The 22,604-nt window shown below is 55.7% G+C and carries 15 protein-coding genes and 1 pseudogene; 10 read left to right on the top strand and 6 right to left on the bottom strand.

Annotated features, from left to right (window positions below; translation table 11 throughout):
* Nucleotides 1-305: 305 nt before the first annotated feature.
* Genes AC0Z35_RS23695 through AC0Z35_RS23710 form a run of 4 tightly spaced genes read left to right on the top strand, consistent with a single transcriptional unit; the run spans nucleotide 306 to nucleotide 5,816 of the window.
* Nucleotides 306-1,130 carry a TnsA endonuclease N-terminal domain-containing protein gene (locus tag AC0Z35_RS23695; protein ID WP_485132856.1) on the top strand — a complete coding sequence of 275 codons (825 nt, stop codon included), beginning with the start codon at nucleotides 306-308 and terminating at the stop codon, nucleotides 1,128-1,130.
* Entirely contained in the window at nucleotides 1,127-3,220 is a 2,094-nt protein-coding gene (locus AC0Z35_RS23700) for a hypothetical protein (RefSeq protein WP_485132855.1), read from the top strand. Before AC0Z35_RS23695 ends, AC0Z35_RS23700 begins: the two co-directional genes overlap by 4 nt.
* 56 nt (nucleotides 3,221-3,276) lie before the next feature.
* Entirely contained in the window at nucleotides 3,277-4,707 is a 1,431-nt protein-coding gene (locus AC0Z35_RS23705) for a TniB family NTP-binding protein (RefSeq protein ID WP_485132854.1), read from the top strand.
* 2 nt (nucleotides 4,708-4,709) lie between these two features.
* On the top strand, nucleotides 4,710-5,816 hold the full coding sequence (locus tag AC0Z35_RS23710) for a TniQ family protein (protein WP_485132853.1): 1,107 nt from the start codon (nucleotides 4,710-4,712) through the stop codon (nucleotides 5,814-5,816).
* 1,435 nt (nucleotides 5,817-7,251) lie between these two features.
* Here AC0Z35_RS23710 and AC0Z35_RS23715 read toward each other — a convergent pair.
* Complete coding sequence (locus AC0Z35_RS23715) at nucleotides 7,252-7,584, bottom strand: hypothetical protein (protein ID WP_485132852.1); 333 nt, start codon at nucleotides 7,582-7,584, stop codon at nucleotides 7,252-7,254.
* A gap of 502 nt (nucleotides 7,585-8,086) precedes the next feature.
* Nucleotides 8,087-11,470, bottom strand: a complete 3,384-nt coding sequence (locus AC0Z35_RS23720; protein WP_485132851.1) for a DEAD/DEAH box helicase — start codon at nucleotides 11,468-11,470, stop codon at nucleotides 8,087-8,089.
* A 622-nt stretch (nucleotides 11,471-12,092) separates the two neighbouring features.
* On the opposite strand from AC0Z35_RS23720, the gene AC0Z35_RS23725 reads away from it, so the two are divergent.
* Genes AC0Z35_RS23725 through AC0Z35_RS23750 form a run of 6 tightly spaced genes read left to right on the top strand, consistent with a single transcriptional unit; the run spans nucleotide 12,093 to nucleotide 16,800 of the window.
* Nucleotides 12,093-12,437 (top strand): XRE family transcriptional regulator, encoded by a 345-nt coding sequence (locus AC0Z35_RS23725; protein ID WP_485132850.1) that lies wholly within the window; start codon nucleotides 12,093-12,095, stop codon nucleotides 12,435-12,437.
* Nucleotides 12,427-13,170, top strand: a complete 744-nt coding sequence (locus AC0Z35_RS23730) for an HNH endonuclease (RefSeq protein ID WP_485132849.1) — start codon at nucleotides 12,427-12,429, stop codon at nucleotides 13,168-13,170. Before AC0Z35_RS23725 ends, AC0Z35_RS23730 begins: the two co-directional genes overlap by 11 nt.
* Nucleotides 13,167-13,394, top strand: coding sequence for an ABC-three component system middle component 6 (locus AC0Z35_RS23735; RefSeq protein WP_485132848.1), 228 nt, complete (start codon nucleotides 13,167-13,169; stop codon nucleotides 13,392-13,394). The genes AC0Z35_RS23730 and AC0Z35_RS23735 overlap by 4 nt, the downstream gene beginning before the upstream one ends.
* A complete protein-coding gene (locus AC0Z35_RS23740) occupies nucleotides 13,391-15,136 on the top strand; it encodes a DUF2326 domain-containing protein (protein WP_485132847.1) in 1,746 nt (581 codons plus the stop codon). The genes AC0Z35_RS23735 and AC0Z35_RS23740 overlap by 4 nt, the downstream gene beginning before the upstream one ends.
* A gap of 45 nt (nucleotides 15,137-15,181) precedes the next feature.
* Entirely contained in the window at nucleotides 15,182-15,997 is an 816-nt protein-coding gene (locus tag AC0Z35_RS23745; protein WP_485132846.1) for a hypothetical protein, read from the top strand.
* 5 nt (nucleotides 15,998-16,002) lie between these two features.
* Nucleotides 16,003-16,800, top strand: a complete 798-nt coding sequence (locus AC0Z35_RS23750) for a TIGR02391 family protein (RefSeq protein WP_485132845.1) — start codon at nucleotides 16,003-16,005, stop codon at nucleotides 16,798-16,800.
* 364 nt (nucleotides 16,801-17,164) lie between these two features.
* Here the strand turns inward: AC0Z35_RS23750 and AC0Z35_RS23755 are convergent.
* The 4 genes and pseudogenes from AC0Z35_RS23755 to AC0Z35_RS23770 form a co-directional block, all read right to left on the bottom strand.
* Nucleotides 17,165-17,857 (bottom strand): annotated as a pseudogene (locus AC0Z35_RS23755) (transposase); the annotation flags it as partial.
* A 277-nt stretch (nucleotides 17,858-18,134) separates the two neighbouring features.
* Nucleotides 18,135-19,784, bottom strand: coding sequence for a hypothetical protein (locus AC0Z35_RS23760; RefSeq protein WP_485132844.1), 1,650 nt, complete (start codon nucleotides 19,782-19,784; stop codon nucleotides 18,135-18,137).
* Between the two features lie 296 nt (nucleotides 19,785-20,080).
* Nucleotides 20,081-21,412 (bottom strand): hypothetical protein, encoded by a 1,332-nt coding sequence (locus tag AC0Z35_RS23765; protein WP_485132843.1) that lies wholly within the window; start codon nucleotides 21,410-21,412, stop codon nucleotides 20,081-20,083.
* Between the two features lie 163 nt (nucleotides 21,413-21,575).
* Nucleotides 21,576-22,604 carry a ComEC/Rec2 family competence protein gene (locus AC0Z35_RS23770; RefSeq protein WP_485132842.1) on the bottom strand — a complete coding sequence of 343 codons (1,029 nt, stop codon included), beginning with the start codon at nucleotides 22,602-22,604 and terminating at the stop codon, nucleotides 21,576-21,578.

The following is a 22,604-nucleotide window of genomic DNA, read 5'->3' on the forward strand; positions in this document are numbered from 1 at the left end:
AAAGCCGTCATTCCTGTTAGAGCAGGAATGACGGCTCGGGACTGTGCGTTAGGCAGAACATACCTTCGCACGATCCTAAAGGATCTCAAGCGGCGCGTCAAGCGTGCCGCTGGGCACACTCGTGCCTAGCTAAGTCCCGTGCTTCCTCGACTCCAATTATTAAACCGAGGATTCAACATGCGCAGTATCTCAACCTAGCCGATTCAGTAACGGATTCTCATATCGAGCCTCCGTTATCACTGATTTATTCCTGCCCAAGCCATAAGGCCTGGGCTGCTCCCACTCGTCTTTTACTCGAGGGAATAATGGCGACCAAACACACCCCAATGACGGAAACTAAGCTTCGTCAACTCTTCAACGAAGGACGCGGTTCCGGGCATGGCCCAGATTACCGATCGTTCATTACGGTTTTCGACTTGTCGTCAATCGGCCAATCTCGTCGCGTCCCATCAATCAAAGTTGGCCGCACGCTCCACCTGCTGAGTGGACTGGAATATCGCGTTTTCTTGCTGCTCGAGCGGTCCAAAGAGGTTGTCGACATTCGTGAACAGTACCCTCTGGACCGCGATCAAACGTTAGAGGTCGCTCGCCGACTCGGTTTGAAGCATCCTGTCTATCCTCATTCGGAAGTTCCGGTTGTCATGACCGTCGACTTCTTGGTGGACTTCATTCGCGACGGCAAGCGGAGCGTAGAGGCGTTTGCAGTGAAGACCTCCGCGGAACTGCAGAGCAAGCGTTCCGTGGCCAAACTGGAGATTGCCCGCACGACGCTCCAGGACATGGGCATTCCACACCATCTCATTCTCGACACGAAGCTTCCCAATCGTGCGGTAGAAAACATCGAGTGGATCTACAGCGCTCGCTCATGTGATGACGAAACCACCGAGAACGGCGAAATCGTCGAGGCGCACTTGGACGACTTTGAACAACAACTCAGAGACGCTGATGGACTCACTATCGCCAGAACGATGTGCGAGTCCTTTGATGCCGCTCGTTCGCTGGAGGCGGGAACATCGATCCGACTTCTGAAGCGCCTCCTGATCGAACGGAGAGTCAGCGCGCCGCTCACGGCGACTGAGATCCTCGATACGCCTCTCGCAGAATTCACAGCTCCTGGGGACCTGCCATGATCTTGTTCAGAAATGACCAATTCATTGACCTGGAAGGTAATCGATTCATCCACTTTTGTGATGCGAAAGAACCTGCATACTCGTACGTCATTCGAGCGCACGACATGCGAGCCTGGCCACTGAAAGTTGAGACCGATGCGCTTCGCAACGTTCGTTTGATCGGCGTGGACGCCGAGAACCTCGAAGCTCACCGTCAATGCAGCGACGCTGAGCTCGATCTCGCACACGCACGCTGGTCGATCATTGAGCCGTTAGTCAAGGATGACGCGATTCTGCGACGAGGCTCGCGATGGGAATTGATCACTGAGCGCGCACACGAGGTAAAAAACTGCAAAAACACGATCGCCTCATACCTCAAGAAGTACTGGCAAATGGGCCAGTGCATTGCTGCCTTGGTGACTCGGCGCAGCACCTCAGATGCTCAGCCCAAAGATGCCTTCCGCGGACGGAAACCCGAAGGCTACCCGGGTTATGTTTTGACGGACGACGACCGAAGGAACTTCGAGGACATCATTCGGACGGTCTATCTCGCCAGCGATAAAGTTACGGTCAGCGCCGCCTACGACTCACTTGAAGTCAGACATTACAAGCGCGTGGATGCAGAGGGACGGGTGCTGTATCGAGACCTTGGGCAGATGCCCACCAGACGGCAATTTGCGCACTACCTTCGGACGCGTTACGAGAAGGAATTCGTCTTGCGGCTGCGAGCGGGCCCCAAGCTGTTTCCACTCATGCACCGCCCCATCCTCGGCTCGGTAGAACAGAAGGCGAAATACGCCGGTCAAGTCTATGAAATTGATGCGACCATTATCGACGTCACGCTCGTTTTCTCGGACGATCGGTCCAGGATCATCGGTCGACCGACGTTGATCTACATCATCGAGGTCAGAACGAGGCTGATCGTTGGTTGGTACCTTGGCCTGGAAAACGCAAGCTGGGATGCAGCCCTACACGCGATCTTCAGTATCTCTGAAGACAAGCGAAAGATGTGCGAAGCCCTGCGCGTCGATTACAACGAAGCTGACTGGCCTGCCCACCAAATCCTACCCGTCGAATTCCACGCCGATCGGGGCGAAGCCATGAGCCGAGAGGCCACTCGTCTTTCAGACGCGCTGTCCGTGACCGTCATGAATCTGCCGTCGTGCCGTCCTGATTGGAAGCCACTCGTTGAACAGAAGTTTCGAACTACACACGTCGCGATCGCCGACTTAGCGCCTGGATATAGTCCCGCAAAGGACCGGGACGCGCGTCAGAAATCTGATGGAAGCGATAGCGCAGCCTTGACCTTGCGTGAGCTTCAGCGACTCATTCTTCTAGACATCATCCGCCACAACAACAGCCCTCGCGACAACTATCGTCTCACGGTTAGGCAGATCTCAGAGAAGTTCATGGCTACCCCGATCAACGTCTGGAACCACGAGATTCAGACGAATGCAGGACGCCTTGCGCGTGTCTCTGAGCAAAAGCTTCGGACCGCATTGCTGCCTCGGCTTGAAGCGTGGGTGACGAAATACGGGTTGCGCCAAGGAAGTCTCTACTACGTCCCAGTAGACGAGGCTCTCCATTCAAAGTTTGCTCGCACAGGCACGCCAACTTATCCGGTCGAGTGCTATGCGCATCGCAATCAAGTCGATGTAATCCACGTTGTCATCGATGGCAGACTCGTAGCGGCGACCCTCGCGCCACGCAGCAGCCAGTATCGCGGTCTGTCACGCGAAGAGACCCTTAGCTTCCGCAAAGCTGAGGCGCAGTTGCTTAAGGTCGTCCGGCATAGGCAGCAACAGGAACGAATCAGATTCCGCCACGAGAGCCAGAAGACGACGGAACCCGCCATAGCCTTGGCCAAGCTGGCGAAGAAGGGGAAGTCCAAGAGCGCCGGCAGGAAGAACTTGCCCGCAGATCGCCGTACTGAACTGGCTAGGGAACGGCACGGCGCCGTAGCCGAAAACTGCCCCGTTGACACTGCGTCGGTACAGGAGGCCAACACCATGCCGGCAGACCAACCTTCGACGTCCCCTTCCACTGCCCGCCGCTTGGCGTCCGGCCTAGCGAATAAGGCGCGTCACATGAAGTTCTGGAGTCAAACATGAGATCAGTAAAAGCCCGGTATACGCCACAAACCAACCCTCGAATGCAGGGAAATCCCATGATTGAAGCGCTTCCTCCGCTTGTCCCTGATTCCCACATTGCACAAAGCTTGGCCCTCGTTCCCCACTTTGACCTGGTCCAGAGACAGTGGAGCGACCAAGATCGCATTCAGGAAATCCTAGCTCTTTCCAACTTCATGTATCCGCTGGGGCTACATATTGAACTCTCGGGCGCGATCCAGACCACGATTCGTGAGGGCTATGTCGGGAGGTGCCCTGCCCAAAAGACTCATGTTGAAGCACTGGGGGAGCTTTATAACGCGCAGAAGAACGGTGGGATCTACTCGCAACGCCACTCAGTACGCATGACCTCGGAATGTGGAGCGTTACTTGGCGTTTCAGGGATGGGTAAAACGGTGACGCTTAAGCGTTGGCTGAGCATATATCCTCCCGCCATCGAGCACGAAGAACTGGACATACTTCAGCTTCCCTACATCTACATCGAAATGTCTTCAGCGGGAAGTTCGGTGAAGGCGCTTGCTTACGCGATCATCCTTCAGATCGATGCGTTGTTACCTCAGTTCGGCTATGCCGACTTGTATCTTGGCACGCGGCAAACGGGCGAAATGCTGCTACAAACCGTCGGCCGCCTGATGGCGATCCATTACGTCGGCATGTTGGTCGTGGACGAGACGCAGAACCTTAACAACTCGCCCTCTGGTGCTGCTCGCGTTATGACGGAGCTGACGACGCTGTGTAATATCCTCAACGTCCCTATCTTGTTTGTCGGAACTCCCGCTGCGATGAAGGTGCTGGGCCGGGATTTCCGTATTGCGCGACGAGCGACTGGGCTTGCACTGTCCAAATGGGAACGCATGCCACTATATGACGATGCAGGGCCGGACAGCTTGAGCGAGTGGGCTGAGTTCACGATGGCGCTTTCGAAGTATCAATGGGTCAAGAAGCCTCTCGAGTTCGACAGTGAAGTTCTTCGAATCATCTACGGCTACACCCAAGGCATCCTAGCGCTCACGATCAAGCTCTTCCAGTTCGCTCAGATTCGAACAATCTCCGCGGGCGCTGACGAGTTGACGTTGGAATGGTTCGATCACGTCTATGAGGTTGACTTCAAGATCCTTCACGAAGTCATCGGAGCACTGTCTGTCAATGACACCCGAATTCTGGGACGTTACAGCGACGCCGCTCCGTTTGCGGATCAAGTGAAACTTGAACAACTTTCGCGTTCGGCCAAGCTGCCTTCATCCAAGGCAAAGGCCTCGAACCCAAGCCCACAAGAACCCGGCCAGGTCGTCTCGCCGCCACCACCGGCCACCGCTATTCGCCCCAAACGATCTTCAGGTGCCAAGCCGCCGGTAACGGGCTATCTTGAGGCGTACGAGCTTGCGGTCAAATCGAAGCGGCCCATCTTGAAGGAGTTTGAACGGCTGGGATTTGTCGCTAACGCCGAGGCTTTCATACCTGTGGATTGATCATGTTCGCGCCGACTCCCTACCCAGACGAGGTTCTTGGAAGCACGCTCGCGAGAGCGTGCATTTGGTATGGGCTGCGTCCGACGCAGCTCTTCAAGCGCGTCATCCGGAAGTCGGCGCAAACATCCTATTTTTTGCCAAACTCTATTCAGTCAATCGCAAATTGGCTTGGATCAACGCCTGAGGCTCTGCTGCAAGAACACACCATGCTTCCGTATTGCGCGGCATTCGCCGACGCGAGCACGCGCCTGCAGTCACCATTTTTCTTCTCTAGACATGCACAAGAGTCGAACTGTTTCCGCGCTTGCGCAAGCTGCATGGAGACGGAACTGAAAGAACTCAAGGAAAGCTACTGGCATCGCTCACACATGCTCCCGGGCGTCACACGCTGCCCAATTCACAACGAGCAGCTGCTGCGGGCAAAGAGTGGCGCTCCTCACTCATGCGCAGCAGCCATGGACTTTGCAATGCCTCACTTATGCGTCCTTACTCTCGAGACCGATCCAGGCTACAGCCCCCAACTACTTGAATCATGGATTTCCATATCCGTCAGCACCTTGAGTGCCGACTGGAGCCTGCGGGATAACTGGCATGACCTCTACAGACAAAAGGCACTCGAACGCGGCTATATCTATAAGGATCGCCAGATAGCATCAGCCGCTCTATCCCAAGATTTGATCAATGCTTTCGGACGCTCATTCCTCGCCACCATCAACGCGCTCCCTAACGATAGCGCAAGGGCCAGCTGGCCGGCGTTGCTCCTGCGCAAGCAATTGCCTGCAGGCCGCTTAGCGGCGCCTAAGCATATCTGCATGGCAAGCTTCCTGAACGCCGAGGATATCGACCGCGCAAATTTTCAATACCCCGCGCCCGGACCGGCACCCAGGGATTGCCACGCATTGGATCTCGATGGCGTGGAGATCATCACCCGTCTGTGGGCTGAGCTACGTGCCGAAAGCAAGCGGGCTACAGTCCGATCGCTAATGACGCGACTTTCGTACTCCTGTCTGTATCGGCACCAACCCACATCCTTCCCGCTTACTCGAGCCCTCATAGAACGGTTTCGTCATTCAGATCAGTCCGAGCGACAGATCGGTCGGCGCAACTAAGGCCCACGCAAACAAAAAAATTAGCAGTACTGATGCAGAATATTCGTAGCACCCTACACCCCTATTGGTTGGACAAGATAAGTTGGAAAACCCACACGCCTCATCTCAATTTCGTGTCCCCATTGGGCGAGAAAACGTTACCGCTAACGTCAGAAACATTTGGGAATACCTATCGCTTACCCCACGTGGGATCCTATGTCAGCATTGGCGCAGAGGTTGATCTTCGACACTTAGAAGAAAGCGAGGCTCACAAATTCCTTGAGCCCGACGGGCTTGCAGCGTTGAACTCATGTAGCCATCAAGTTTGGAGCACGACGATATGCCGTTATACCTGGCCGGACGGCGAGCCGGCTTACTTCAAGGTCACGATTCCTGCCAGTTGCCTAATCGCGGCACTGCTCCCAATTAGCGACTTCCTGCCTGCAGTTTTCCGTGGCCACTCGCCTTACGAGCTCTGCAACCCACCTGCTGAATGGCCACGGAAGGGCGACCTACGATTTGGCCCACATCGGGTGACCCCCGGCTCGGCCGCCTCCCTCGCCATTGCCTGGGTCACTCGCTTTCCCACCGCCATGCGCATGTGGCGATCAGTTACCCAGAGCGCTAGACAAGGCCGCATTGCCCTGAAGTTGCCCGCGGCGAGAGGCTACATGCGACTTGCCGGCTATTCAGACGGCAGGTCCATACTCGTCGATACCGTGAACGTGAGAAAGCTATGGGCCCTCGAGCCACCTTCTGGTTATGTCCCCGATGGGGTCCGACGCGAATGGGGAATCCAGAGCTCCAAGGTGGGGCTATTTAGGCGGTACGCTACGGTCCCGAACACCACACAGATCGAGAATTACGGATTCGCGCCAGGGGCCCAGCTTAAGTTGAGTTGAAGGTAGATGTGATCGGATTTGCATGTTTTTCCGCCGCGGCATCAAGCGGGAATTCACCCTTGGCTAGCCAGTAGGCTACGCCGGACCTAACAGGTAGCCGATCCCATGAATGGTACGGATGATCTCCACACCGAGCTTAGAGCGACGGCTGTGAATTATGATGAATGGGGGCTGCCGGCCATGAAGAGACGTTCAGGCCCTCGCCCCTAGGCAGTCGGTCGTGAGTTCGACGAGATGCCTACCGTCAGCTCAACCCTTGGTGGAAGCATTCGTGTCGCTCGTCGTTTCTCGCGGGGGTGTGGCCAGGTCTACGTCTGCGCTGCTCGACACCGTCCAAAGAGTTCGGCCCACCGCAAGGACTTTGATGTGAACGGGTCTATCCTCACGGAAACCAGAATTGAGCTCGCTACGCGTCGTTCTCGAAAAAGTAGACGCCGGACCTCGCCAGTCGTAGTCATTGCGACTCTGATCGAGGAATGCCAGTCGTCGGCTGACCAGTTCGTCACGAACTACTACATCGCCACCGTGGTAACCGACAATCAGATGTCCTGCGTTCACCGGTAGAACGATTGGAGGTTGCCGGCCTCGTCGAGAATCCCTGCGCGCTTGGCAATCTCAATGGCCGTTTTACGGCCTACCAAAAACGGATTGGTGCGTTTTGGTGCCGTCAGCGCCGTATAGGTAACCGACTCCGGCTGGGCATGGGCTTTTTTGGCCCTCTTAGAAGCTGGCTTAGGATCTGCTACCTTCTTTGCGGCGCGCACCGGTTTGCCTGCTTGCTTCCGAGGAGCTTTGCTCTTCGGGGTCGGCGTGCCGGTTTGGACGACGTAGCGGACTATAGGTAAGTCCCCACTGGTCGTGGATGGGCGTTTGCGAACGGTTGCCATGGGCTTATTTTCGCATATCAAGCCTCGGCGGAGTACCCCTTCCAAGCCTAGTGGGCATGCTGCGCCGGTCAACGCCCTTCTCCTACCCATTTCAAGCAGGCCAGCGCTCTGCCAATCGGCAATCCCCCGCAGACGGGAACCTCTGCGTAGCAAACACCTGTTGACGGGGCCCGGACGGCCAGCAACGGGTCGCGGGCGACCCTTTGCCACCGGCCGCTTCCGGCCGATTCTGTTGAAAAACTCCTCCAGATGACATTCGACCGTGTTCTTGAGGGTGCTTCACCCCTTACCCAAGATGAGATCGTTGATCCAGGGGCGATCTGAGAGGTCGATTTTTCGATCTCGGAGCGATGGCGCACGGACATCGAGTTTTTCAACAGAATCGGCCAGTAGCGGACATCCGGCTTCTGCAAGAACTGAACCAGACAACGACAGAGATTGGGCTTCCTACTGAATGGCGCTTTCAGGGCGCCCAGAGGCGATAAGCGGACGCTCGGTTACCCTAATGCGCGAAGATCCTCAGCCTAGCGTTCGCGCGCCCGCATGTCGTCGACAGGCCGTCGATGTACATGATCAGCTGCCGCGTCCGGTTGGTCAACCTGTTCGCCAACGCACGTTCGCGCGCAGTCTCAATGTTTAGCAACCGGCCTGCGACGAGCCAGACCTCCTTGGCAATGCGGCGATCACGCAACGCCGCGCGTACCACTCCAGCAACGTCACCGGAAGCGAGCCCTCCACTGTTGCGGAAAATGCGGATGCTTCCCGACGCTGGCGCGGGGATGGTGGTCTTGTTCGCGGTGTAGGCGCGCTGCCATCGGCTGTTCTCGATTTGAGGCGACGAGGTCAGGAAGAACCCCAGCGATGCAGCCACTTGGCGCCCAACCTCCTGGATGGCCGTCACGGAGGCGCTTTCGTCACCGTCGTCGTTCCCCAGAGCCTTTGCGTGGAGCAGCACCACCTTGCTGTCTGAGACAAGAATGAAGTCGGCCATCTCCTGGCCGTCGTCGTCAAGCAGGACAAGGGGGAACTCCCGCAGCGCCTCGGCATAGGCGTCGGGCGCCAGGCCGGTGAGGCCGATGTATTTGTGAGTCAGTCCGAAAATCGACTCCTTGTGCCACTTGGTGACGTTGCCGGTCGCCCATGCGGCCTCTCCCTTCTCCACGAACGTGTCCCTCAGCGCCGGCACGGCAACGGCGACATCGAGCGCCGGGACACGCCCGTCCGACACGATCTCCCGCGCCTTGGCCCATTTACCATGCATGTAAACCTTGTCGGCCTCGTCGGTGAGGACGCGAAACGCCTGCTCGGCGTTGATTCGCTCGGTTAGCGTCATGACCGTACCCGACGCCGATAGGCCTTGCTGGAAAATGGCGTTGAGTTCGTCGCTTGAGATCGCGTAGCGGCCGGACTTGGGGTTGTATGTGATCGAGCAGCCCACCTTGTTACCGTCGATCATCGTCACCTGGAATTGGCCGGCGTCGATATCGGCGCAGAGGTCGAGCACGGACGGCGCCTTCGGCGTCGACGGCTGCCCCTCGCGGTCGGCGATGAACACACCAAAGTCGTCAAGCGGCTGCAGATCGAGCAGGATATTCCTGGGCTCCTTCGCCTTGTCGGGGTCCGGTGTTGTGAGCTGCGCGAAACGATCGAACACCCGGTTGCCCGCCGTCGCAGCGGTGAGCTCGCGGTCGATGTCGGTGGCCCATCTCACGTAGTCATCGACGCCGACGCGGCGGACGCTCGCGTCGGTGACCTTGGAGCGGCTCAGGCCTAGGTAGCGGGCGGTGCCGCCGACGTATCCCGCGACGTTGGTCGGAAGGAGCACCGCATCCAGCAAGTCCGTAAACGTGTCCTCGAAGGATGCGGTGCTGGTCGTCGTCGTCCGGATCGCGCGGTCCGCCATTTCGAGCGACGCGGCTGCCAGCTTGGTGATGCGGACCTTCCGGTCGTTGCTGCTCGGGCCGAAGAGCCGGACGAGGATCTGCCTGTCCAGACGCGTGACGCCGATCTTGCTGGCGTCGAACGGCACACCGTCGGTATCGAACACGAACAGTCGGTCGTTGATCCGCACCATCAGCGTGACCCCAAATTGCCATTCAGTAACGAAGTGGCGGCTGAGGTAGGGGCTTTCGTCGACGGTGAAGAAGGTCCAGCCCCAGACTCCTTCCGGCAAATCGGCGACGGGATGGACCACAAAGCGATTGCGGGCGACGATGCCCTCGAGGGCCTCGGTTTCCGCGAGAGTCGCGTCGAAGTCCGGACCGATGGCGAAGATCGCGGCGCGGCGGGGGACCAGAAGATCATCACGGTGCAGCGGACCCGTTACAGGGAGTCTCTGGCGGAAGCTCCCGTCGACGTACTGTTGATCCGGCATCGCCGGGATGATCCTCTCCGGCAGATAGGCCTCGCCGGGGATGATGCTGGCTAGGTTCTCCTCTCCTGCGGCTTCGAAGGCCAGGTATTGTGCCCAACTAGTCTTGAGGCGCGCGAGCTGCTCGGCGTTACGTGCGACCACCGTCGCCGTCTGGATCTGCTGGCGCTTCGCATCGGTCGAGCGCAGAACCCGGCCGATCTGTTGCACGAGCTGGCGGTCGTTCGTGAAACCGTCCAAAATGGCGACCGCGACGAACATCGGATCGTCGATGCCTTCGAGCAGTTTTGTCTGGTGCAGCCAAAAGGTCGCTCCTCCGGCTTTGTTCTGCGCCTCCCTTACCGTGACGAAGCGAAGCGGATGCAATTTGCGGTTATCACCCTTGCCCACCTGGTCATGGATCAGCACCGCGTCCGTCTGTTCGCTCCCCGCGAGGAGTGGCTGCAACGTCGCGAGCGCGCTCCATGATGCAGCCCGCACGATGATTTTGGATCCGGCCGGGCGGTCCTTAGTGAGCAAGGGTGCAAGTTCGAGCAGTTGGCCTGCAAAGGTCTTGACGGCCGATGCGTCGCCGTCGGTTAACGTCTTGTCAGTATCCTCGTTAGAGGAGTTGATGGCCGTCGCGCTGCCGTTCTGCGAGTCCAGCGTGGCGAAGCACACGTCCCTCACGATCTTGGCGTCGGCCGCCTTCGGAAACGGGAAGTTGTAGGCGAACGAGCCGCGCACGGTGAAAAGCTTGTAGTCGTTGCGGAAGGGGGTAGCGCTAAGCAGGATAGTTGGCAGCGCAAGTTCTCTGACGCTCCGGCTCCACGACGGCGCCGGCTCATAGTGCCCCTCGTCCACGACGACGAGATCGAACGTGCGCAGCAGATCAAGGATGCGGTCCAGCCGGGCGAGTTCCGCCACCTTTGTGTCCTCCAACGGAACGCCGGCCGCCTGGCGCCTCAACTTGTCTCGATCCGTCCGGATCTTGTCGAGAGCTTGGAGGGTGCCGACAAGGACGATTCGGTCGCTACCTTCCGCCCTGTTGCAAATCTGTTCCGTTCGAGTCCCGTTCGGCAGCAGAATCCCGATCGACGCCGGCTCGACGCTAGAGTCCGACCAGATCTCGTCGCCCGGCTCGGCGCATCCCATGTTCGCCCAAAACCGGCGCCGAATGTCGGCGTACATTTGCTGAACCAGGCCTTCCCTTGGCGTTAGCACCAGCGCGCGGCGAACGTTGGGGAGGCATCGCGTCAGCACGGCGATAACCCCCGATTTTCCGCTACCCGTCGGCATCTTGACGAGGGCGCCTTCGCGTTCGCCCGTTTGTTGCGAGACGCGGACGTAGGCGGCGCCGAGAGCTATTGCCTCCTTCTGGTTCTGCCAGAGGGATAGGCCGTTCGGAGTTCTGGTCCACACAGGAAGGTCTTCGAGGACCTTGATGTCTGCGGCATAGGCGACACCATCGAACTTAAAGGCGTCAGGCACGTCGAAGGTCGTGTTCCGACCATGGTGGGCAAGGTTCGAGCTCACTCAGTTCACTCCGATTTCACACCCCGCTGTCGGGAAATGAATAAATGTATGCTGGGCGCTCTTGGCCAAACACTTTTCGCATTATCTCAGATCAGATCTTGCTGTCGTCTGCTTAACAGTGAATCGACGACAGAAAGTTGACTGGCGGTTTCCACCAGATGTGATTATTGGCGGTGCTTAAACGAACGGCGGCTTGCACTATCTTCCTTGTATAGCTTGTCCTGAAGCTTGAGCTTTGACTCCACTCGATTATTGCTAGCCAAATAATATCTTTCAAAAACAGTATCTTAATCTAGGCCTCTTCGGCAATGCCCCGACAAATACCATGCAAAAAATGCGCAAATTTAAACGAAGTGTGATGAGTGCGGACTTACCCCACTATCGCATGTATCCCAACGCCCATGCGCTGCGACAGGCGGCATGGAGATCTGGACGAAAAGCGGACGTCCATACACCTTCAGTTGAACGCGCATAGGTTCCAACCTATAATAAATCACGGTTCGATCCACATACTGCATCGAGGGCGACATTCGCATCGCGCCGCTCGCATGTGCGAAGCTTTTGAGAAGGACGGACAACTGAAATGGGCCGTAGCCTGACTGAGACTATCGGAGCGCTTCAAGTGGACGAGCAGGAAGCAATGGAAGCTAGTTGCCAGGACCTCAAGCAGGAGGTGGAAGGCCTACGCGAGCTGCGGCAGATCGCTGGCAAGGCTCAGGCGGAGATCGCCTCCGCCCTCAACATCAAGCAACCCTCGGTTTCTCAGATCGAGCGGCAAACCGATATGTATCTCTCCACGCTTCGCAGCTATGTCGAGGCCGTGGGGGGAGAACTCGAACTGACGGTCAAGCTGCCGAAACGGCCCACCTTACGGATTCACCAACTAGGCTACGTCGACGCCCCTCCGCAGGCGGGCGCCCGTAGCCGTCACACACGCGCGCAGATCGGCGGTAGCCGTGGGCGCTAGTTATCCAACGAGGATCATCCTGGCGTTTCGAAGCGGCGGCGTCTGTGCTTTCCCGAAGTGCGGCAAGCATCTCACCTACGACGCTCAGGTGGGAAACGACACCTATGTTGGCGAGGCGGCGCACATCCGTGGCGAGAAGCCGACCGCGGCCCGCTATGACGCCTTGATGACCGATGATGAGCGCGATAACGTCCGTAACCTCATCTATCTCTGCACCGATCACCATACGATCATCGACAAAGTCGAGGCCGATTGGCCGACCGCGGCCCTTTTGCAACTGAAGGAAAGCCACGAAAAGCAGGTCCGGCAAGCCATGGAAGAGGCCTTTGCGGATGTTGCCTTTCCCGAATTGCAGAACGCCGTTTCTTGGGTTGCTAGCCAAGCGCCGGCTCCAGATGGTTCTTTTGATCTTCTCGCACCAGACGAGAAGATCAAAAAGAACGCGCTTTCGAATGGATCCCGTCACATCATCGCTGCCGGCCTGACCTCGCGAGCCACCGTTGGCGAGTATGTCGGGGCCGAAGCGCAGCTCGATCCTGACTTTCCTGAGCGACTGAAAGCTGGCTTCCTTGAAGAATATTACGCTCATCGGAAAGAGGGCCATAAGGGTGAAGATCTTTTCGAGTTAATGTGCGCTTTTGCCCAGCGTGGTCTGCGTCGGCAGGCTGACAAGATCGCAGGCATCGCCGTTCTGATCTATCTCTTCGAAATCTGCGACGTGTTTGAGAAATGATTCTTCCGACCAAACATATCCCGCAGAACGAGGCGCTGATCGGTGTCGGTGCCACGCTGCTGGCGCGGCTCAGCACGCCCATGACCGTTTCAAGCCTTTGGGAGCGTCTGCGCACGGAACCGAACGTCGGGACCTTCGAGCGGTTCGTGCTGGCCTCGAACCTCCTCTATCTGATCGGCGCCATCGATATCCGAGACGGCCTTATTTTCAGGACCGCCTCATGATCAGAGCTGTTCGCGCCAACCGAAAGGGCTTCCACACCGCGTTGCTAAAGTCGGGGGTCAATCTTATCTTGGCGGACCGCTCCACCTCTGCCGGGGACAAGGACACGACAAACGCCCTAGGCAAATCGACGCTCATCGAAATCATCGATTTCTGCCTTGCCAGCAATACCTCACCCGGAAAAGGACTTCGCATCGAGGCTTTGCAGGGGTGGGCTTTCACGCTCGAGCTTTCCTTGCAGGGCCACGACGTTACTGTGACGCGAGCGGTCAATACACCGGGGTTTTTCGCGATCGAAGGAGCCACCGACGACTGGCCTGTCCGGCCGACGCCGAACAAGGAAGGCGCCCCGGGTCTCGACGCCAAGAGATGGCGAGCCGTTCTCGCCTGGGCGCTATTCGGTATCAGCGAGCTGTCAGCAGAATCCGGCTACAAGCCCTCCGCGCGGTCGCTGCTCTCCTATTTCGTGCGTAACCAGACAGCCGCCTACAACACTCCCTTCAAGTACTTTGACAATCAGAAAACCTGGGACATTCAGCTCCACAATGCGTTTCTTCTGGGGTTGAACTGGGAGAAGGCCGCGACCTGGCAGCAGCTCAAAGATCAAAAAAACGCGCTCGATGCGCTCAAACAGGCGATCAAGACTGGAGCCATCGACGGCGAGCTGGCAACACTCGGTGAACTCGAAGCCGAACGCCTGCGCCTTACAACCCAGCTTGAACGTGAACGCGAGGCTCTGTCGAATTTTCGCGTTCTTCCTCAATACCGTGAAATCGAGAGTCAGGCCAACCTCCTGACCAGGGAAATCCATGGCCTGGTCAACGCCAATATCGTGAATAAGCGTCGGCTCGATCGCTACCGCGACTCGTTGGTGAGCGAAGACGCCCCGACGGGAGACCGTCTCGAAGCCCTTTACGGCGAGGCCGGCATCGCGCTGCCTGGCGCCGTCAAAAAGACGCTGGAGGATGCGCGGGCATTCAATGCGCAGATCATCTCCAATCGCCGTCAGTTCATCGCCAGCGAGATTGCCACGCTCGAAGCTGCCGTCAGTCAGGGCGAGACCGACATTGCGACCCTCACGGATCGCCGTGCCGGCTACCTTAGCGCGCTTGCCGGACAGGGCGCGCTGGAAGAACTCACCCAACTGCAGGAGCTGCATGCAGCCACCCGGCTGAAAGTCGACGAATTGACAAACAGGATCAGCCAGCTTCGTCAGATGAGCACGAAGGCCGACACGATCAAGGTCGAGACCGTTGAGTTGAAGCGCGCGACAACCCTCGACTATGAAGAGCGGCGTGCGCTGTGGTCACAGGCACTCGGCCTCTTTTCAGAGTTCTCGGAGAACCTCTATAAATCGCCCGGCCGCCTGGTCATCGATATCGACGACACCGGCTACAAATTCGATGTCGAGATCGCGGGCAGCCCGAGTGAGGGCATCAGCAAGATGAAGATCTTTTGCTACGATCTCATGCTGATCTCGTTCGCGCGCCAGCGTGGTCTCGGAATCGACTTCCTCATCCACGACAGCACAATTTTCGACGGCGTTGACCCGCGACAGCGCGCCCACGCGTTGGAACTTGCCGCCGCGATGGCTGCAAAACACGGCTTCCAGTACATCTGCACACTCAACACCGATATGGTTCCAGTGGCCGACTTTACGTCAGGCTTTGATTATGAGAGCCTCGTCCGCCTCCGGCTCACCGATTCTGACCCGACCGGAAGCCTCCTTGGGTGCCGTTATTGAGCGGGGGAACATGAATTACGATCTTGAACATAAGGCGCCTCTCGCATGAGATCTGTGCCGTTCACTCGCCCCACGCTGATCGCCGCCGTTGAGGTACTGGAGCAACACAGCCAGGCACGATTCAACCAGATGGTCCTCCGCCTTGGCCTGGAGGACGAGATTTCGTCCAGCACATCTCTCAGCGTCGCCAACAAGTGCGCTTTATTGGGCCGGCTTGTCATACAACGAGGCGAGGCAGTGCTCGATACGCTTGAAGGCAGCATGACCCTTGGCGAGGCAGTGATACGGCACGCCGCACAGCTAGCTCAAAAAGACGCTACGCACGCTCTGCAAACGGCCTTCGCACGCGGCCTTGCGCGTGACGGATACGTTTTGACGTGGGACGAACACGGGCAAAACGCCTCGATCCGCGCGTCATTGCCCGGCGAAATCCAGCTCCCGGAAACGGATCACGAGGTGCACCAGCTTCTCAAGTCCTTCAGCTTCACAACCCCTCTCGGTCATCTCGACCAGGCCGTCGAAGCGCACACGCGCGGCGATTGGGCGGCTTGCAACAGCCAGCTCCGCACTTTCCTGGAAAGCCTGTTCGACGACATCGCTCGTAACGTGCGACCGCAGGAAGCGGGTCAACGGCCCAGCTCCGAAAGCCGGCGCGCCTTGCTCGCAGAAATCAGCTTCCTTGCCAAGGATCGCAACGAGTGGACGCAGGACGGAAAGAACTACATCAACGGTCTCTTCAAGATGCTACACACCGAAGGTTCCCATCCCGGTCTGTCCGACGAGGACCACAGCACCTTCCGGCTGCATGTCGTGCTCGTCACGGCCAGGACTTTCCTGCGCCGCCTGTCAAACGGTCGGTGATAGCCATGGCGTTCTTTTCGCAGGATCAATTAGAAGCGATAGCTGGCGCGCTCGGCGACACCTCAGAGGGTCTGACCGTGCCAGAGATCGTACATCTGCTTGCGTCGTGCAAGATTGCAGATCCGGGGCCTACGACGAAGCGCGTCCGCATCTATAACGCCTTCGCGGAATGCCAGAACACGAAACGAAACCGCACCAACATCCTCGAGTTCATACGGCTCGCCATGAAGCCCGCGCGTTACAGCCGCGAACCTCACCGCTACGAGCCTATGCGGGCTCGCCTAAACCTGGCGCTGGCATTCGCAGGGCTTGTGGTCGATGAGTCCGGTGAACTGAAGTCGGCGGATGTTGCCCACACCCTGCCAGATGCACAGCGACGGGCTAGAGACTTGCGAGCAGACCTTGAAGGTCGCGGCGTGCATCCTGACGTCCTGAAGTTCTGTCGCGCCGAGCTTCTTGCCGACAATTATTTTCACGCAGTGCAAGAAGCGGTCAAAAGCGTCGCCGATAAGATGCGCACCCGTACCGGCCTGACCGATGACGGAACTACTCTTGTCGACCGTGTCCTCTCCGGCAACCCGCCTCTTCTTGCGGTGAATTCTCTATCAACGGCCAGCGAACGCAGCGAGCAAAGCGGCTTCGCCAATCTCGTCCGCGGCACGTTCGGCATGTTCCGCAATCCGACCGCTCATGAGGCCCGAATACATTGGACTATGTCGAAGGAAGACGCGGAAGATCTGTTGTCGATCGTTTCGTTGATTCATCGACGCCTCGACGCGGCCCACATGCCTCCACGCGTGTGATGATCAAAAGTTCGAAATTTGAACGTTAGAAGACCTAGAACCCGATCGCGTTGGCCTGCGCATTGCCCTCCGACCATGTCGGTACGTCAAAAGCGGGTAATTGGGTTATCGGACTACGGGGCCTCGCGTAACGCGAGGCCTTCGCTTTCACCTTCCTCCGCGTGCAAAGGACGCAGCCGAGCTGGCTTTCCATGTACCCCCTGTGCCGGCTTTCCCGTCGACATCAAATATAGTCCGGTCGCATCCGACATCGCAGGTGAAGAGTGTCTGCCTACGATAGCGCCATGTGCTGCTGCGTGAAAGCCCTCCCAGAGGGCTTTCCCCGCCAGCCGATGATCTGCTTGAGCGGGCGGATCACGCGCTAGAACGGCAGGGAAAAGTCAACCTCAATGCCCAGTGCCTCGCACTTGAAGTCGTCCAGCATATTGAATACGCGAATGCTGCGCCCATCGGCAAGCTGGTCATGCATGAAGGCCCTCGACCCGCCCTGGTTCACGTTGGGCGGCACGGTCAGTGGCTCAGGCGTCTGAGGAACCAGCCGTTTGCGCGGCTTGATCCGCGATAGATCCGGTACACACGCTTATGGTTCCAGCCGAAGCCTCGAACACTGCGCAGATACAGGAAGCACAGACCAAAGCCGCAGTTGCGGTCGTTGTCAGTGAGACATTGCAGCCACTCGGCGGTCTTCTCATTCTCGGCGTCCTTCTTGGTGAGGAATCGATAACAAGTCTGGCTGACTCTGAACGCCTCGCAGGCTATCCGTATCGATACGCCGCGATCCTGCAGGGCACGTTGGGCCATCCCGCGACGGCGACATGGCCTCACCACTTTTTTATAGAAGCTCCGTCAAGATCTCGGCCTTGAGCTTCTCCTCGATGTACATCTTGCACAGCCGAGCGTTCTCAGCCTCCAGCTCCTTCATGCGCGCCATCAGCGATACGTCCATGCCGCCGTACTTGGAACGCCACTTGTAGAACGTAGCAGAGTTGATGCCCAGCTCTCGGCACAGCTCAGGAACGGCAAAACCAGCCTACACGCGCTTGATGGCTTCAATGATCTTGCTATCCGTAAATCTCGACGTCTCCCCGCGGTAGAACTCCTCAACGAGAAAATTCTACTTCTGACCTCATCGCTTATGCGGGGGACTACCAGACCGCTACCGACAGTTGACGACAGATCGACGCCGGCCATGGGCCGGTTGTTCATGCGCTGCGGGTGCTGCACTGCCGCCCAGCGATCATGTCGCAATTCAATCATCTCGGATCTTGTCCGGCATGGCGCGAAATGGCGTGGACGACTCGATGAGGGACGACGTATTTCGTCTAGAGTACCGATCATAAAAGGATTGCGGTCTCGGGGTCGAGGCCCACTGCGTTGATGAATTGACCTTGTAGCCAACGCCGCATCTCATCTTTCGAAGCCGAGGCGATCAACCACTCCATGTTGTATTGAAATGGTCCCTTTTTAGCAATCCACTGGTGAGTGAGATCAAATAATGCTGCAGTGTGATAAAAATCATCAAATGTCTTTTTGACAATAGAGGCGTCTCGATTTTTTTGTATGCGCGGAAAAATACTGTCATTGTCTGCTTTATCGACAAACAAAGCACTATGTCGCTCAAACAACTCCTGATTTTCGATCGATATGTCTTTGCCCACCATGTGTGCGGCCGGCCAGCAAAAGAATTCAGGACGCCTAGCTTTGTCAGTTTGGAACGCCAGAAAGTGTGCGAATAAATGTCCGATTACGAAATTGCGGGGATCAAATTCGTACTTTTTGTATTGCTCGAGCAGGCTTGACAACGGACCAGTAGCGTTGAACCAACTGGAGAATTTAGTGGCAATCTTCAGTGGATCAGGTTCCTTAGCAGCATGGCAGAGTTGACTGACAATTTCCTCGTACTCATTTTTATCATGCCTTATTATCAATTTTTTGAAGTGTGGAAAACGAGTTGCAATAAGACGACAAAACAAAATAAAACGTGAGCCCGGGTTAACATCATCAATAAAGGAATCAAAGTTCGGAGATATTGAAAAAGGAAATCCGCTTCCCGGATTTATCGATAAATCACATACCAATAGAAATAGACTAACAAGGGGACTATCGGCATTGCCAGGCCAATCCGATTCGGTGCACTTCAGGAACGCATCGAAGGCAAGAATATATACTCCGTGTAACATGCCAATGCCCTTGAAATCATCCCAGCTCGGGGGGTGGGCACACGTGCGGGAAATGAACTGCATTTGAGAAAAGCTCGCCTGCCCTTCAAATATTTCGTAAGCACCGATCGGGTAGAGACCGACCGGGGACCCATAATAATATCCGTTTACCTTGCGAGATCTTAGATCTTTGAATGCGTCCTCCCATTCACGCGGATGAGGCAATACTTTAAACTCTGGATCGACTGTAGAGGCGAGCGTGTTTATCGTGTGCGTATACGTGAAGCGAAACGAATGGCCTATGTTTTCAAATAGATTACTTTCGATAATCCGCCTGGCCGTTTCTGGGCCCAGGGTGATTGCGCGATACGCAAATAGGTCGAAATGGTTGTTAACAATGGTGTTGGCCATTCCTGATGGCGTTCCGTATCCAGTCGGTCCTTTTTTGCCTAGCTTGGATGATTGAAGTAGGACGGACTTCTTGAAGCCGTCAACTTGTACGAGGCGAAGCAAGTCATGATGGGTGCAGTGCGTTTGGACCGGATAGTTCAAGCCAAGAATAAATCCATACGTCGATCCGATGTGCTGCCACCAATGTATCGTCTCGTGCAAGTAGGTGGACATTGCCTGCCTAATCTCGAAATCGAACTGCACTTCAATTCCCGGTACTACGCTTGCCAATCTCTGGTGTACCAATGGCGAGAGACGCAATACGAACTGTTGCGTGTTATATAGGCCGCTGGCAGATGTGGTCGCCCCAAATTCACTACCCTTTGAGCCCCCCCTGTAGTCAGCGAGCAGTAGGTCAGGACGTAGCGCAGTCATGTTCATCTTCAATTTATTTGTTTCTTTGTATAGTGCAGCACTTTACCGGCGACCACTGACCGGCGTATCAGCTGACCAACACCGCGTACAACTTGCCGCCGCAGCACCGCAGACCTGTTGGAGTAGGACACACCCCCATCACAACTTCATCGACGGAGTTAAGACCGCTTCGCCTCGGAAATAGCCGTACGTCTCCTGCTCTACCGACGTAGTCAGCTTTTGGGGCGCAGGCGGTCAGCCCGCGTGAGTGTTAACCCTAACCCGTTTTTAGTACACAGACTAAATCGGGGTTAGGGTCAATTTCTTTCTTGTCGATTTCTCGGATCAAATTGATAAGCTGCGATTTGATAAGCACAATTATCCCCCCCCATCACAGCCTTAGCGTGCGACCAAGGCCGACACTCACACTTACTTCTAGCAATGGTATTGTTATTATGTTTGCACTCGCCAATCAAAGGACAACTTACAGGCCTTGGGGCTGAGATCGTGAAGCTCTTAGGATTACCCTTTATATGAGCCGTTGCATAGTGGACACCCGCCTGAAAGACATCCCACTCAAGAAACACCGAATCCTTCCCACCGAACACAAAGCTACGTTTTGCCGGTCCGCTAGGAGAGATCCCGACATCTTTCGTCACCAGGCAACCACCAAACTCCCCCACGAACTTGTTCAACTTCATCTCCAACTGATCTTCAGCCTGGAAACTCTCCAAGAAATCTAATTCTGGCATTGGCGAATGCATCCTGCGCTTCAAATACTCAAGCGAAGAAGAAAACAATTTAACTATTAAATCTCCAAAATCGGGATCGCTATGGCGAAACCCCTCTCTTACTGTCTCTAGAACATCCTCCATCCATTTCTTATTTCTCTCAATATGGCACTTAGCCAGTTCATTTAGATGAGATCGAACTTCATCATCATTCCAACCACGCGACGCAATGTCTAGTGCCCTATATGCGAAATCTACATGGGGACTAGCGGATTGCATCGACGAAAGCAGAAGTAGAGCAAGCCTAGTGTCACTACACCCAGGATCATAGTGCCTAGCAATAGCCTCTCCAAGCTTGTATGGTACAAATGGCGTCACCTTGCCAGCGCCCAACAAACCTGTTTCTTGACAGAAAATTCTTTCAAGAACATGCGCTGCACTTTCGAAAAACTCCCAAATCCCAAACGCCACATCAACATCTGCGCCGTCCACTAAGCACTTTATTTCCAAGGGCGCCAGATCAGGCGTAGCCCTACTTTCTATGGACAATATATCCAACTCTTTGCCGGGGAAGGAGAGATCTTGGTTGGGAAGGTAATAAACAACGTTTTCTATTGCCTTGCGTATCTGAAAATTATTAGATTCAGTGTTTTCTATACAAACGGCTGTCCTTATATTTTGCCAAAGAGAGATCACCGAATTCAGATAGGACAGCCCGGGGACACTGGATATATTTTGAATGTGGTGCAAGAACTCATGGAAAAAAGTGGGGATTTCCATCTCGCTAAATTCACAAGCGAATTCCTGATCATCAGCACCGCGCGCGTGACGAGAACTTAAGTGTATCTTTAAAAGGAGTGGCGTATAAGCCCCCTGCACCCGATCAAAAAACTCTGAAGATGAGAGATTTAAATCCATCTTTACCTACCCTAAAAACCGCAGTAGAGCCTTGACGCAACCAATAAACCCCCAGTTTCAAGCAACCTAGAATATCGATCATTTTCAAGGCTCCCACACAACCAACACGGACAGCCCTATTTTATTAAAATAATATATAAGGCAGGCTTATGCACAAACTCTCTTAAACATCTACATTCAAAAATACTTGATGCGCCTCCGGAAATTTTGCTTCAAAAGCCGGCCAATTCAAATAGAGCTTGTCTTTCCAGCGAGCCGTCCGCTCATTATAATAATTGAAGTATATCTGCATTCTATTTCCAGAGAACGCAGCCAAACGTGCGATAAGCTGGTTATCTGGATGCCCATGTCCTTTGCCACTCGTACTAATTAGAAATCGATGGCAATTTAGTATCTTAAGCAACGCCGTACTCGTGTTGGCCTTACTTCCATGATGAGAGACCTTAAGCAGGTGAATTGGAATGCCTGGCGCGAGACATCGATTCAACCCCGCCGCCACCACATCAGAGAAAGCATCAGCACCCAATAGAGCCCGTCTTCCTCGAAACTCGAGAAGAAGAGCGATACTACTTCCGTTTGCAATTGATCTATCAGTTACGAATTTGTCTTTAGAAATTAGTGATGTAAGATTTCCGGGAGGCCAAGGATCTCGATTTCCAAGGAGGTCGCTCGGGGCTTCAAGGGAGGGAGGATCGCAAGAATCTTTCCAGTCCTTTCGTAGCGCTTCTAGTCGTTCTTGATCCGGCGATACTACATAAACCTTAAGGCCGCCACTTAGCTCAATTGGCTTTTCCGCTTGTACGATAGCTTTAAATTCGTGCGCTCTATTCCAGTAGTAATGCCCCGATATCAACGACGTAAGCTCATCACCTTCTCTTGGCCCTAATCGATCTGTTTCCTCATAAAGGTGTCTGTACCCATTAAACCAAATATCATTGATCTCTAGCCAGTGGGGCTTATGCTTCAATAGATCTATAATTCCATCAATGTGATCGAGATCGTAGTGAGTAACTACGAGCGCCTCCAGCCGGAGACGGCCGTCGGTTTTGCTTAGCTCGAGCACGTTGATCAAATTACGCAAAGTCCCACTGGGACCTCCGTCGATAAGTATGTGCCGGGGCGCATGGCTTTCTCCGTAGGTAACTAAAAAGGAATCCCCGTGCTCGGCTTGCACTGCAGTTAAGCGAAACAT

The sequence above is a fragment of the Achromobacter sp. 1L-A-4-B-C2 genome, assembly GCF_057291955.1.

Coding starts and splice junctions, on each gene's coding strand:
- AC0Z35_RS23695 (WP_485132856.1), top strand. CDS start 306: ATGGCGACCAAACACACCCCAATGACGGAAACTAAGCTTCGTCAACTC.
- AC0Z35_RS23700 (WP_485132855.1), top strand. CDS start 1,127: ATGATCTTGTTCAGAAATGACCAATTCATTGACCTGGAAGGTAATCGA.
- AC0Z35_RS23705 (WP_485132854.1), top strand. CDS start 3,277: ATGATTGAAGCGCTTCCTCCGCTTGTCCCTGATTCCCACATTGCACAA.
- AC0Z35_RS23710 (WP_485132853.1), top strand. CDS start 4,710: ATGTTCGCGCCGACTCCCTACCCAGACGAGGTTCTTGGAAGCACGCTC.
- AC0Z35_RS23715 (WP_485132852.1), bottom strand. CDS start 7,584: ATGGCAACCGTTCGCAAACGCCCATCCACGACCAGTGGGGACTTACCT.
- AC0Z35_RS23735 (WP_485132848.1), top strand. CDS start 13,167: ATGATTCTTCCGACCAAACATATCCCGCAGAACGAGGCGCTGATCGGT.
- AC0Z35_RS23740 (WP_485132847.1), top strand. CDS start 13,391: ATGATCAGAGCTGTTCGCGCCAACCGAAAGGGCTTCCACACCGCGTTG.
- AC0Z35_RS23745 (WP_485132846.1), top strand. CDS start 15,182: ATGAGATCTGTGCCGTTCACTCGCCCCACGCTGATCGCCGCCGTTGAG.
- AC0Z35_RS23750 (WP_485132845.1), top strand. CDS start 16,003: ATGGCGTTCTTTTCGCAGGATCAATTAGAAGCGATAGCTGGCGCGCTC.
- AC0Z35_RS23760 (WP_485132844.1), bottom strand. CDS start 19,784: ATGACTGCGCTACGTCCTGACCTACTGCTCGCTGACTACAGGGGGGGC.
- AC0Z35_RS23765 (WP_485132843.1), bottom strand. CDS start 21,412: ATGGATTTAAATCTCTCATCTTCAGAGTTTTTTGATCGGGTGCAGGGG.
- AC0Z35_RS23770 (WP_485132842.1), bottom strand. CDS start 22,604: ATGTTTCGCTTAACTGCAGTGCAAGCCGAGCACGGGGATTCCTTTTTA.